General features: G+C 44.5%; 11 protein-coding genes and 1 other RNA gene. 3 read left to right on the forward strand and 9 right to left on the reverse strand.

Annotated elements, in window-relative coordinates; translation table 11 throughout:
* Positions 1–89: 89 nt before the first annotated feature.
* The 4 genes from QUA88_RS17630 to QUA88_RS17645 all read right to left on the reverse strand — a co-directional run bounded on the left by QUA88_RS17630 (position 90) and on the right by QUA88_RS17645 (position 5,839).
* The gene (locus QUA88_RS17630) at positions 90–686 is read right to left on the reverse strand and encodes a Uma2 family endonuclease (protein WP_333057052.1); all 597 of its coding nucleotides are present in this window, start codon (positions 684–686) and stop codon (positions 90–92) included.
* 294 nt (positions 687–980) lie between these two features.
* Positions 981–2,708 (reverse strand): hypothetical protein, encoded by a 1,728-nt coding sequence (locus QUA88_RS17635; RefSeq protein ID WP_333210238.1) that lies wholly within the window; start codon positions 2,706–2,708, stop codon positions 981–983.
* A 158-nt stretch (positions 2,709–2,866) separates the two neighbouring features.
* Positions 2,867–3,847: an SMP-30/gluconolactonase/LRE family protein gene (locus tag QUA88_RS17640; protein ID WP_333232962.1), complete on the reverse strand. Its 981-nt coding sequence runs from the start codon at positions 3,845–3,847 to the stop codon at positions 2,867–2,869.
* A 267-nt stretch (positions 3,848–4,114) separates the two neighbouring features.
* Positions 4,115–5,839: a zinc metalloprotease HtpX gene (locus QUA88_RS17645; protein WP_333057049.1), complete on the reverse strand. Its 1,725-nt coding sequence runs from the start codon at positions 5,837–5,839 to the stop codon at positions 4,115–4,117.
* Positions 5,840–6,065: 226 nt separating this feature from the next.
* Here QUA88_RS17645 and QUA88_RS17650 point away from each other — a divergent pair, with 226 nt between their 5' ends.
* From QUA88_RS17650 to folB, 3 genes are all read left to right on the forward strand, one after another.
* Positions 6,066–7,349, forward strand: a complete 1,284-nt coding sequence (locus QUA88_RS17650) for a glutamate-5-semialdehyde dehydrogenase (RefSeq protein ID WP_333057048.1) — start codon at positions 6,066–6,068, stop codon at positions 7,347–7,349.
* Positions 7,350–7,746: 397 nt separating this feature from the next.
* Entirely contained in the window at positions 7,747–9,114 is a 1,368-nt protein-coding gene (locus QUA88_RS17655) for a serine/threonine-protein kinase (protein ID WP_333272913.1), read from the forward strand.
* Positions 9,115–9,275: 161 nt separating this feature from the next.
* Entirely contained in the window at positions 9,276–9,632 is a 357-nt protein-coding gene (gene folB, locus QUA88_RS17660) for a dihydroneopterin aldolase (RefSeq protein ID WP_333057046.1), read from the forward strand.
* Between the two features lie 105 nt (positions 9,633–9,737).
* Here the strand turns inward: folB and nuoK are convergent, their stop codons facing one another.
* From nuoK to ssrA, 5 genes are all read right to left on the reverse strand, one after another.
* Positions 9,738–10,043, reverse strand: a complete 306-nt coding sequence (gene nuoK / locus QUA88_RS17665) for an NADH-quinone oxidoreductase subunit NuoK (protein WP_228042566.1) — start codon at positions 10,041–10,043, stop codon at positions 9,738–9,740.
* 79 nt (positions 10,044–10,122) lie between these two features.
* Positions 10,123–10,746, reverse strand: coding sequence for an NADH-quinone oxidoreductase subunit J (locus QUA88_RS17670; RefSeq protein WP_333057044.1), 624 nt, complete (start codon positions 10,744–10,746; stop codon positions 10,123–10,125).
* 116 nt (positions 10,747–10,862) lie between these two features.
* Positions 10,863–11,438, reverse strand: coding sequence for an NAD(P)H-quinone oxidoreductase subunit I (gene ndhI / locus QUA88_RS17675; protein WP_193975265.1), 576 nt, complete (start codon positions 11,436–11,438; stop codon positions 10,863–10,865).
* Between the two features lie 110 nt (positions 11,439–11,548).
* The gene (gene nuoH / locus QUA88_RS17680; RefSeq protein ID WP_333057040.1) at positions 11,549–12,667 is read right to left on the reverse strand and encodes an NADH-quinone oxidoreductase subunit NuoH; all 1,119 of its coding nucleotides are present in this window, start codon (positions 12,665–12,667) and stop codon (positions 11,549–11,551) included.
* A gap of 452 nt (positions 12,668–13,119) precedes the next feature.
* Positions 13,120–13,510, reverse strand: a transfer-messenger RNA (tmRNA) gene (gene ssrA / locus QUA88_RS17685).
* Positions 13,511–13,657 lie beyond the last annotated feature (147 nt).

The following is a 13,657-nucleotide window of genomic DNA, read 5'->3' on the forward strand; positions in this document are numbered from 1 at the left end:
TCACTAACTCGCAGCGGAGTCAGGCTAACCGTCCCTGGATAGGAGAACCTATCCATTTAGGCTAAACGAATCGCACATCGGACATGATATCATGTACGATCCATCGAGATTCCCTGCCCAAAAACCTTAACCGCTTCAGCCAAATCAGTTTCACCCATTAAAATGCAGCGTCTTAGCAAATCGATATCCAGCGTTTCCAATCCTGACAGTTGACTCTGAATTACTTGCTCGTAGCCATCTTCCCGGAGATGATAAAGCCGCAGCGTGCCATCTTCCCAAAACCAGATTTCAGGCACGCCCAAAGCTCGATATTTTGGCAACTTGCTCAGTCCACCGCTAGTATAAACCACCTCGATCGACAAATCGGGAATCAACTTAGGTTCTCCCAAACAAAACGATTTGTCTGCTTGAGTTGAAGCTTCTGGCGTCTTCTCCTGCGTCATTGAACCAGAAGGGTAAAACTTAATACCTTGTTGCAGCAGAAAAGTAGTCACCAAGTAACCAATGATTTCAGAAAAATTTTCGTGTTGGAATCCCGGCATTAGAATCTCGATCGCCCCTGCAAAAAAAGACAACTTTATGCCAGGGGAATCTTCCGAAACCTTCTGGATTAACTTGAATTGCTCCCAAGTGCCGTTGAGCACCACTCGCCCATCAAGAATTTCGCGATCGAGAACTTGTGTCATTGACCCGCACCATTATCTCCTATTGGCATTATAACTGAGATGTTGGCACCATTCTCAATTATTTGTTTAGGAACAGGCCGGAAAGCCTGTTCCTAAAATTCACTCTTTGTGGAACAGGCCGGAAAGCCTGTTCTTGAGAATGGTGCAATATGTGAGTTATAACGCATTGGGCGATCGCTCCTACAGAATATCCATGCAGCAATTGTAGCTTCAAAATCCGAACAGTTATCTCTAGTTCCCAGGCTCTTCCTAAGAACACATATCCCAAGGCTCTGCCTCGCCTTAACTCCCAGCCTATTTCACAATACAAGACGCATCCAAAACCACTAGAATTTCATTCTGAAAAACCGCACAACTTGTCATTGCTGAAGCTAAGGCGGGAATTTTCCCTTGTTCGAGAGAAAGGCTCGCCTCCGGTATAGAATCAAATTGATTTAGCCAGCCATCATCCTTTATATACTGAAGACTCAAAGCATTGCGATCTATCATCCAAAAATCAACTCCATATTGATTGATAAAATTTTGCAATACAGCTCGATCGGGAGTGTATTGAGCGCGAATTAAATCGTTAAGTCGCTGCAGATATCTGCTGTAGTAGCCTTTCTGATACGGCACTGCATATTCTTTTGCCACCAGAACCGAACGCTGACTAAAGGTTGGCAAATGATCCGTATCGGTGGCGATCGAAGCAATCAATATATCTTTAGGTTGTTGCTCAAAAAATTTGTACAAAGCTGGCATTTTACCTTCTACATACCCGACAGTTGGGAATTTTTTGACCAAGGCGGGATAAAGGACAACGGCGATAGCGATTGTCGCTGTCGTAATTAGTGCCACGATATTTTTTAAATGAAATATTGTTGCTGTTTTTGATGCCCAATGACCGACTCCATCGATAATTAAAGTGAGGGCGATCGCAGTTATTAAAACAACAATAAATCGCAAGCTGTAAGCTGTATATCTACCTGGTTGATATAGCTTAAAAATGGTAGCGTGAGCCGCAAAAAACATCGCAGATGATGCTAGAAATAGCTGAAGCAAAAGCCAGATTTTGCTTTGAATCTGATTTGCTAAGGGAAAAACCGATCGCAAAAATAGCAGCAGCGGAAATAACAGCGCGACACAGTGAGTTACAGGCGTAAACAGCGACTTGGGAAACATCCCGCTACCCCGCCCTGTCAGCCAATAATCTACCGGATTTGGACGAAAAAAAGCATTTCTGCCACCTGGTGCAAATTCGGCCATTTGCTTCGCTTCTGCTGCGGTATAAGTTGGGCCAAATTCAGAGTTATCTAAAGCATAGGGCAGCATTACTAAAAATATTAATCCCAAACCTGTACTGCAAAATAGGTAATTTGTGCGATCGCCCGACAAACGCAAACCGCCGTTTTTCCAGCATAGCAGGCGCAAAACTAAAATTCCGGCAGCAACCAAGGCGTAAGGAGGATAGAATAGTCCGATCAGCGCGATCGCCCCCAAACAAGGCAGCAACGAACTGCGCGACAAATAATATAAAAAAGCAAGAAATATCGGATAGATAAAAGCTCTTGGCGTTGTGGAAGCCAAATCATCGGTCATCCACATATGCTGATTTAGCAGCAAAGATGCAATAAATCCAGTCATCGGCACTGGCAACATTTCTAGGCAAAGACCAAAACAGTAATAGGTGGAGATTAAGCCGAGAAATAGTGGCAATATTTTGTGAAATAATAGCGGGTGAATGCCAACTGTTGCTGCTAATTTGTAGAGCGTGCTGTATCCTGCGGGGGCGACAGATTGAAAATAATTAGCAATGAAATCGTTGGGGAATAATTCAGGATCGACAAACCGCATCATCCAGAAAACGTGCTGCCTCGCATCGTCTTGCACCATATACTCGGCGCTAAAGACTTGCTTGAGTCCTAAAACAGCATAAACTGTGGCAAATGTCAAGCTCAGAGTCAACCAAAATATTGTGTGCGATCGGGATGTGCGATCGACTGTAGCAGTCAGAAATTTGTGCAACCGAGCTATTAATACCATTTTAGATTTGAGATTTGAGATTTGAGAATTGGGAATGACTGATTTTGACAAGTAGGATTATATTATGCCAGGTCAATTACCCCTAATAAAAAGTGTTTGCCGTAAGGACTTTAGTCCTCACGACAAACCGCTTATTTTCAACTTCGCCCTATTTTAGATTATTTTCCAGGCCGCACGCCCGCAATTTTAAGGCGAATCCGATAAAGACTTGTACTTCCGGTAATATAAAGCGTTTTGCGATCGCTTTCTCCCCAAGCCAAATTAGTCGCCGTCTCAGGTACAGAAATCTTCCCCAAAAGCTTGCCATCCGGCGAAAAGATCCACACTCCCCCCGGCCCGGTGCTGTAAACATTCCCCTCTACATCAACTTTTAAACCGTCGGGTACTCCCCTTTGACTGGCATCTTTTAACTCCGCAAAAAGCTGCTGGTTAGTAACAGTTCCGTCCGGTTTTACATCGAAAACAGCAATGTATCCCGCTTCCGAATTGTTGACATAAAGTTTTTGCTCGTCTGGTGAAAAAGCGATGCCATTCGGCAGCACCAAATCCTTAACCAGCAGAGTTAATTTTCCGTCGGGTGCCAGTCGGTAAACACCGTAAAAGCCCAATTCTTCCTGCTCTTTACTAACACCGTAGGACGGATCGGTAAAATAAATACTGCCATCGGATTTAACAACTAAATCGTTCGGACTGTTGAGCCGCTTACCCTCGTATCTATCCGCCAAGGTGATAACTTTTCCGTCCTTTTCTGTACGGGAGACGCGGCGATTTTCGTGTTCGCCAGTAAGTAAGCGGTTTTCTTTGTCTAAAGTATTCCCGTTGGCTTTTCCCGAAGGGCGGCGAAATACCTCAACTTGCTGATTTGAGCCAAATTTATAGATAATATTGGCGGGAATATCGCTGAACAGCAAAAAGCCGTCTGGATGCCAAATCGGGCCTTCTATAAATTGGAAATTGCTAGCTAGTTTTTCTAGTTTGGCGCTGTCATCGAGAATACTTTGCATGGTATTTTTTGTGTTCTGGTTTTCCGTTTGAGCGGTCATTTTTGTGAAGTTTCCGCTAACTATTTCGCTAGGACTGCTGACTGCTAAAGTTAATACCATCAACAACAAACTAATTGTAGCAATTTTGATTGTCATGTTTGCTCATAAATAAATTATTTCCTTCCCGCCATAAGATTAACTATCTCCTTCTTTACTTCTTCCTTTCTTCTTTCTTTTCTCCAAGAGCGCTATCGCGCCCCTTCGCTAACAAATCTAAAGCGGTTCGTAAACTCACTCTTTTGTCCAGCAAAAAAGATGATTGAGAGCGGTATTAAATTTAATAGTACCGTATGGATCAAAAAAATTAAGCTCTAAAATGCGAGCTTAATTATATTTAACTTAAAAGGTTTTACCTGTCAACTGTTAAGCTGGAAATGAAACAAATAGCGCCGCAATACCAAGAACGATCGCACCGATACCCATCACAAAAGACCAGAAGCGGTGATAACTGTTAACCACCGTACCGCTATCGCTTTCAAGCTGAATCAAATCCATCCAAGGTGCAACACCCCGGCGGAACCAACCCAAAGTCCTAACATCCATCCCAATCAAACTTTCAACCCGTTTCATGCCAAACATAAAATTACCAATTGGCCCAAAACGAGAAGCATAGCGCAGATAAATCATTCCCGTTCTATCTTGCAATTTCAGATCGGAACCGAAGGTATAACCCGCATCGCCGCGACCAATTAATTCGCCTTGTAGTTGCGCCGGTTGACCCCGCAAAGGACTTGCGTAAGGGTCAGACATTAAGGTTAAAACATCCAAATGTTCTGCTTGTTGGTAATTCGGGAACATCACCAGAGTTTTGAGCAAAATTCCTGCACCCAAACCGATCAAAGGACAAGCAACCATCATCATCGGGTTTACAGCATACAGGGAAATGCCGATCGCAAAACCCACCGCTAAGCCCAGAGTTTCTGCACTGTACAGCAGCAAATCGAACACAAAATTGCCGTACAATCTCCGCTTGCTCAAATCGTTGCCTTCGCCGACAATTCGCCCCATGTCAAACTCAATATCTAAGCCTAATTGTTCGGCATAAGTGCTCAAAGCGCGAACTCGTTTACCAGTCAGCGGGTGAGTCGAGTTCAACTCCATCCACCAACCCCACGGATTAAACATATCCCACAAAAACACTCGCCCAATCTTTGCTGGTTCCGAAGAAATCCTGTAAGCAGTGCCAGTAGAGGTGGCAGCTTTGGCATCGTAAATGCCTAAAGCGCGAGTTCCTTCTAATAAGCTGCTGGGTTCTGTTGCTCTTTGTCCTTCTTCCAAAATACCGTAAGCAATTTTTACCAAAGCGCGGGACAAAGCATTGGGATTTCCGGTTGTTTCGGCAGCAAAATGGTCGGCAAAATATTCTCGCGTCCGCGACAAATACAGCAATAAATAAGTGCCAGCGATGTAAAACAAATAAGCAACAGCAGCTACCGTACCGGCCGCATCTTTAGCTTTTTCCCCACCACTTCGACCCATCCTTTGAGTTGTAGTGTAAATTAAATAAGTAATCTGCACCAAAGTCGAAGCTAAAGTCATTACTGCAAAGTCCCAGTGGACGATGTGACCGAGTTCGTGGGCGTAAACAGTGGCAATTTCCTCGTCGTCTAAATAGGTAAAAAGACCTTGACTGACGACTAACCGAGCGCTGTTGGGAAATGAACCGTAAGTAAAAGCAGTAGGGTTTTGGTCGTCGATAATTCCTAAACGCGGACAAGAGAGTTTTTTCTGCTTGCAAACCTTCTTAATAACTTTAGCTGTTTCTGGACTTAGGCTTTCAATTTCTGCTAGGGAAACCCAGCGAGTATGGTATAACCAATTTTGGCTTAAGTCCATCAAGTAAGGTGATAGGAAAAAGGCAGCGATGTTAAAAATCAGAGTTATGGGAAGTGCGATCGCCAATCCGGCGACTGGATCGGGACTGCTGAGAATCAAAACTGAGGCTAAGGATAGCGCTAACACCATACCAAACAGCAGGCTGATGGTGACGCCGGAAGCTAAAACGAGATTTCCCCCAGTTTTCTGTATCAGTTTAACGCCGGCTTTGGCTGCTCGCCCTGCCTTGCGTAAAGGGGCATGAGATGACATAATAATCTCCAAAGGTTATTGACAAAAGGAAATGACCGTGGGATTTTATCTATACTTCACTGTTTTAACCTGTTAATGCGGATTACTGTCAGGGGTCTCAACAAAAATATAGAATTTTCTCTAGAATTGTTAAAACTGAAAACCGCCCCGAAATTTATTTGTGCGGATTCAATTCCCAACTCAAAATTCAAAACCCAACACTCAAAACTATTTAAAAGTTACTGCCATGTCTATTATTGAAATTGCCCAAAAAACGCGCGGATCTGCTAGAAAATTGGCAGTTTTGTCCGCTGAGGCCAAAAATCAAGCTATTGAAGCTATTGCGAAAGCTTTAGAAGCTGCTGCGCCGGATATTGTGGCGGCGAATGCTGCTGACTGCAAGGCGGCTGAGGCTGATGGAATTGCGAAACCGCTGTACGATCGCCTCAAGTTGGATGAGAGCAAGTTGAAAAGTGCGATCGCGGGCGTGCGAGATGTTGCGAAACTCCCAGATCCGATCGGTGTCGTGCAAATCCACCGTGAATTGGATACAGGATTAATTCTGAAGCGCATCACCTGTCCTTTGGGCGTTTTAGGCATTATTTTTGAAGCGCGCCCAGAGGCGTTAATTCAGATAGTATCATTGGCAATAAAATCTGGAAATGGCGTCATTCTCAAAGGTGGCAAAGAAGCAGTCCGTTCCTGCGAAATCTTGACAAAAGTGATACATCAAGCCTTAGCAGAAACAGCGGTTAATCCAGAAGTCGTGCAGTTGCTGACGACGCGGGAAGAAACAATCGAACTGCTGAAAATGGATGAATATGTAGATTTGATTATTCCCAGAGGTTCTAATTCCTTCGTGCGGTTCGTGCAGGAAAACACGCGGATTCCCGTGTTAGGACACGCCGACGGAATTTGTCATTTGTACGCAGACAAAGCGGCGGATATTCAGAAAGCAGTAGAGATTTCTGTAGATGCAAAAACCCAGTATCCCGCCGCCTGCAATGCCATTGAAACTTTGTTAGTTCACAGGGCGATCGCCCCCAAATTCCTGCCCGCAGTGGCCGAAGCTTTGCAGCAGAAAAAAGTTGAATTGCGGGGAGACGAAAAAACTCGCGCCCTCCTCGAAAATATTGCCGAAGCAAATGAAGCGGATTGGTCTACAGAATACAGCGATTTGATTTTGTCAATCAAAATAGTAGATTCTGTGGAAGAGGCAATTAATCACATTAATACTTACGGTTCCAGACACACAGATGTCATTGTTACCGAAGATAGCGAAGCCGCCGAAACATTTTTAAATGGAGTCGATGCTGCCGGAGTTTATCACAATTGTTCAACTAGATTTGCCGACGGTTTCCGCTACGGTTTCGGTGCAGAAGTGGGGATTAGCACGCAGCAAATGCCACCTCGCGGGCCTGTTGGTTTAGAGGGGTTAATTACCTATAAGTATCGAGTTTTTGGAAATGGCCATATTGCGGCTAGTTATGTGGGGAAAGATGCTAAGGAATTTACACATCGGGATTTGTAAATCCTCGATAGCCGATCAAACCCGACAATAAAAAAGCCTGTAGGGGCGGGTTTTACCAACAATATTTGATGTTCACGAACAATTTATATAAACCCGCCCCTAGACAGCCGATAATCCAAATTAACCTGATATTCGATCGCAGGCGAAAAATGTAGATTTAGATTTGCCGCCCAAGTGGGGGCGGGTTTATTATATTTTTGGTTGATAACATAGATGGTTGGTAAAACCCGCCCCTACGATATCCTGTAGATACTGAATCTTAACCAAAGTGTCGCTTCTCCTTCATCCATCCCAAAAAAAGCGATCGCCCTTCCTTCCCTCGCATTCAAACAAACTTAGCTACAATAAGCTATACTGTGCTCGGCGACTCCCCACATCGAACAATTTGCCGTGGTTTATGTCTAACTCCTCCCTCCTCACCCCTGGTTCGACTCTCGAAAAACGTTACCGCATCCTCCGCGAATTGGGCCGCGGTGGCTTTGGGCGCACTTATCTCGCCGAAGATATCAACCGCTACAACGAACATTGCGTGCTCAAAGAGTTTTCTCCGGTGGTGCACAGCCCGAAAGCCGCCGAATTGTTCGATCGCGAAGCGAGTATGCTTTACCACCTCCAACACCCGCAAATTCCCCGGTTTCGAGAACTCCTGCGAACCGATTTGGCTGGGAATCCATCTTTATTTTTAGTCCAAGATTATATCAAAGGTCAAACCTACGAAGAAATATTGATATCGCGCCAGCAGCAAGGTAAAAATTTTAGCGAAGCTGAAGTTACTCAACTGCTATTTCAGCTTTTACCAGTTTTAGAATACATCCACTCAAAAAATTTAATTCACCGCGATATTTCCCCGGATAATATTATTCAGCATGATGCTGACAAACTACCATTTTTAATTGATTTCGGTTCAGTCAAACAAATTGCAGCCAATGCCGTACTTCAGTTTAACGGACAATCGGATACGGCGATCGGCAAACAGGGTTATTCCCCAGCCGAACAAATGCGACTGGGGAAAGTTTCTGCCGCTAGCGATTTGTATGCTTTAGCCGTCACGGCTTTGGTACTGCTAAGCGGCAAAAAGCCTCAAAAATTGTACGATATCAATCATAAAACTTGGGATTGGCGATCGCACGTCAGTGTCAGCCCTAATTTAGCCACGGTATTGGATCGGATGTTATCAGAACAACCGGGCGATCGCTACCAATCCGCAAAAGCAGTCCGCGAAGCACTCAAAGATCCAAAACTCTCTCAAATTGGCAGTATAATTTCCCAAATGGTGACAATGAACTTTGTCGGCCGCCCTTTCAAAAACGCCACTCAAACTGCTACTAGCAATCATACTCCTGTTCACCAAACTCCTCAAGTTGTTAACCACAACAGCACATTCAAGTTAATTCCTTGGAAAACCCTAGGGAGTTTAAGTGTGATTTTGGTACCGGGAATTTTAGCTTTTAGTGTAGTCAAATCTGGTTTCACATTGCCCAAGTTGCCGGATTTACCTAAATTTTCTTCGCGCCAACCGCCTCCCGATACATCTTTAGAGGAAGCAGAGATAATTCGTCAAGAAAAGATTGGGAAACGACGCAAAAATCTCAACATTGAGCAAGATATATTCTATCAAAAAGTTGATGAATTATATTACAATAAATATCCTGAATTCCAAGGTCGTACCTTGACAGAAAAGCCAGAAGATGCTGAAATTAGGCGGAAATGGTATGAAGTTGCTGAGGATTTATTGGACAAGTTGGAGAAAGGAGGACGGTTGTGAAATTTAAGATAGAATAAGAGTGATTGAACCGCAGAGGGCGCAGAGGGCGCAGAGGGAAGAGGAAGAGGGCAAAGGGCAAAAAAAGAGAGGGAAGAGAAAGAGAACTTTATCTGGTTTAATACAAATTGGTATAGAACAACGCACTTTTAGTTTATTGCAAAATGGATTCTATTCAACTTACAGGAATTCGCTGTTACGGATATACGGGCTATCTGCCGGAAGAGCAAGTTTTGGGGCAGTGGTTTGAAGTGGATGTTACTCTCTGGCTGGATTTATCGCAAGCTGGAAAAAGTGATGATATTCAACATACTCTTGATTACCGCAGCGCAATTACTCTGATTCAAAAGCTAGTCAAAGAGTCGAAGTTTTTATTAATCGAACGCCTAGCAGATACTATTGTTCAAGCGCTTTTACAACTACCGTTAGTCGAAAAAGTTAAACTACAACTCTCGAAACCTGCTGCCCCCATCCCTGATTTCGGGGGTAGAATTACTCTAGAAATTACTAGAAGTCATTAGTCCTTAGTCCTTAGTCCTTAGTCCTTAGTCCTTAGTCATCAGTCTTTAATCTGCATTAGTTTGTCGCTAATGACTGATGACTGATGACTGATGACTATTGATTAATTACCACTTCAGCAAGTTAAATTCTTCCATGTCTACTGTATTGCGGTTGCGATAAATCGCCAAAACAATTGCCAAACCCACCGCAGCTTCAGCCGCGGCTACCGTAACTACAAACACGGTAAATACTTGGCCCTTAATTTGTACGGGGTCGAGATAATTGGAGAAACCCATCAAATTGAGATTGACAGCATTCAGCATCAACTCGATCGACATCAACACGCGCACTGCATTTCTGCTGGTAATCAAACCGTAAATGCCAATACAGAAAAGTGCGGCGGCTAATAACAGGAAATACTGGAGTTGCAGTTGCATAAATTTTGCGATTTTGTCTCAATCTAAAGTTACTACAAAACTAACACTATGGTGCGCTCAGCGCACCATAATATTACTTAGATTCTGGCGAAGACACATCTCCGGCCGAAACTAATTCGCGAGGTCTTTCCGGCAAACTAAAAGCTGGTGTTTCAGATAGCTTGTTGGACAATTCATCTGGCAAGAAATCGCGGCGCGCCAAGACAATGGCTCCTACCATTGCCATTAACAAAAATACTGATGCTAACTCGAAAGGCAGCAAAAAGTCGGTGAAGAAATGTTTGGCGATTGTGACGATCGAACTTTCGGCCGGTGCTCCTGTCGTCGCGACAATAGTCCAAGGAGTAGACACCACCATCGTACCCAAAAGCGCAAACAAGCCTACGCAAACTACTGCTGTTGCTACTTGACGCACCCAAGCGTTGGGAATTGTGCGGAAATCTTCGCGCTTGTTCACCAACATAATCGCAAACAAAATCAAGACGTTAACAGCGCCCACATAAATCAATACCTGTGCTGCTGCTACAAAGTCGGCATTCAGCAACAGGTACAAGCCGGCAATGCTGGTAAATACGCCGCACAGCAAAAAGGCTGAGTAAACGATATTTGAGAACAGCACTACTCCTAGTGCTCCTGCAATCATCATTACGGACAATATTCCAAATGAAACAATTTGAACCCCTTCAGCTAGATTCACAATTTTTTATCCTCAATTATTAGTGTTCTATTGTTCGTTTTTACTCATTAGTTAGCAGTCATTAATAATTGGTTATTTCACTAATGACTGATGACTGCTGACTAATGACTAATGACTTACTTTTCGATAATTTCCTCTGGACGCAGACCGGCGCGGCGATCGGTGTAGGAAACTTCATGGGGGTCGATCGCACCTTTCGGCAAATAAGCGAATTCCCGCATCGGTGTCACCATCGGGTCATCTGTAACCTTGTAGGGCAAACGTCCCAGGGCCACGTTGTCATAATTCAATTCGTGACGTTCGTAGGCGGCTAACTCATACTCTTCTGTCATGGACAAACAATTAGTCGGACAATATTCTACGCAGTTGCCGCAGAAGATACACACTCCGAAATCGATACTGTAGTGCTTGAGTTGCTTCTTCTTAGTTTCTTTGTTAAATTCCCAATCCACTACAGGTAAGTTGATCGGACACACCCGAACGCAAACTTCGCAGGAGATGCACTTGTCAAATTCAAAGTGAATTCTGCCCCGGAAACGTTCGGAAGGAATTAATTTCTCGTAAGGATACTGCACCGTAATCGGGCGGCGTCTCATGTGGTCAAAAGTAACAGATAGCCCTTGACCGATATACTTAGCAGCTTGAAGAGTCTCTTTGGCGTATTCGCCTACTTGATTGAGGAATTTTAGCATCGTGTTCTCTCTCTGTACTTGAGTTTTTGGTAATTGCTAATTGATAATAGGTCATGAGAGTTAACAGCTACTCTAGGTTAGCTATTATCTGTTCTGTTACCTATTACGAATTAACCGCCAAAAGCAAAGGGAAAGGCAAGCTTCAAAGCTGCGGTCAACAGCAAATTAACTAAAGCAACGGGAAGTAAAAACTTCCATCCCAAATTTAGCAATTGGTCGATCCGAACTCGCGGCAGAGTCCAGCGGAGCAGAACAGCCAGAAACAAGAAAAAGTAGGCTTTCAGCATGGTCATTGTAATGCCCAGCAAGCCGGTAATTACCTGCAACCAAGGAGTCGTTTCGCTCAATCCTAGGGCATTTGTCAGGACTCCGACAGGAATCGGGGACTCCCAGCCGCCGAGGTACAAAACTGCTACTAACAGGCAAGAAAGGACGAGGTTAACGTAGGAAGCGATATAGTACAAAGCAAATTTCATGCCTGTGTACTCAGTCTGATATCCTGCTACCAATTCTTCTTCTGCTTCTGGAAGGTCAAAGGGTAAACGTTCGCATTCTGCTAGTGCTGCGATCCAGAAAATCAGGAAACCTGCTGGTTGCCGCCAGATATTCCAGCCGAGAATGCCGTAGCCGGCTTGCTGGTGTACGATGTCGATCGTACTGAGGCTGTTGGACATCATTACAACTGCCAATACTGCCAAAGCTAGGGGAATTTCGTAGCTGAGGGATTGAGCGGCGGCTCTGAGTCCTCCGAGGAGGGCGTATTTGTTGTTTGAAGCATAGCCGGACATCAGCAAGCCGATCGGCTGAATGCTAGAAAGAGCAATCCACAGAAATATTGCTGTCCCCATATCGGCGATCAGCATATGCTCTCCGAAGGGCACGATTAAGTAAGACAGAAAAACTGGAATCACCACAATTACCGGGCCTAGGGTAAATAGCAGCGCGTCAGCTTTTGCGGGTACGATGTCTTCTTTGAAGACCAACTTCAAACCATCAGCAACGGGTGCTAGCACTCCCAGAGGGCCGATGAATTCCGGGCCTACCCGCTGTTGAGCGGCGGCGGAAATTTTCCGTTCTAGCCAGACGCTAGTCAGTACCCCGAAGACGGCAGCGACAATCATCAGCAACATTGGCAGCGGTAGCCAAAGCACTTGGGCGATGTCCGCCGGTAAGCCCAAATTCATCAGGGCTTCTACAAAACTTCCTTGTAAGTCAATTCCTGGGTTCATTTTTCCAGCTTTTGAGCGCTCAGCATATAATTTTTCACCCGTCCTTTGTAGGAGTAGGCTTAGAAATCGGGGTCTTTGTAAAGATTTTTAATGCTTTACCGCCTAATAGTATATCGCCCGACAGGCTCCAAGAACGCACAGACAGGGTGAAGTTCTAATTATATGAGCCGGCAGCGTAGCTAATGGGTGGGTAACTTATGGTTGATGGTTGACTGTTGACGGTTGACTGTTGACGGTTGCAAGGCGGTGAGAACGCCAATTGAAAAACGACCAGCAAATATTTCAGTCCCCTCGCGGGGAAAAGGTAGAGCACTGCACGGATTTTGACACGGATACACGGATGAGTTGAGCTATCTGAGCCAAACAAAAGGGCCCAGAGTTAACTCTGAGCCCTTTTAATGCTATAAAGTGGCTTTCAAATGGCTTAAACCATTGATTTTACGTCACTTCTTTTATGGAACTGGGCAGAATCGAACTGCCGTCCAAAGCGGGTATTTACCTTCCGATCGTTCACAGGTTTATCCCCTCTAATCCTCGGGGCGGGAACCATCTTTATCCCAAATGGGGGGATTTTCTAGTGATTGCTTTCCTAGCTAGCCGACTAGAAACGTTTAGCTAGGGCATCCGTTGGGGGTTGTTATGCTACCTTTAACGGAGTGAGGTGGCATACACTCTAAACCAAGCTCAAGAAGTTTTTAGGCTACAGCTACGGCTTTGCGAGCGAAAGGAACGATGTTGTTCGCATTTACTATTTTTTTTGAGCCGATATTAACGAGAGTAGACTCCCTCTCGACCTGCATCACGGAGCAGCTTTCGCCACCCTGTCGAAACCATTACAGCCCCTCGTGCGTTCTCTAATTATAGACAATATTTCGTGTTGCGTCAACCGATTTTAGATTTTAGATTTTGGATTTTCGATTGGGGATTAAAGAAACCGGGTTTTTTGCGGTTTTTGTCTGCTTTAACGAAGTCTTGGAGCAAAAACCCGGT

This window comes from Microcoleus sp. D3_18_C2 (genome assembly GCF_036702395.1).
In the GTDB taxonomy this organism is placed as follows: domain Bacteria; phylum Cyanobacteriota; class Cyanobacteriia; order Cyanobacteriales; family Microcoleaceae; genus Microcoleus.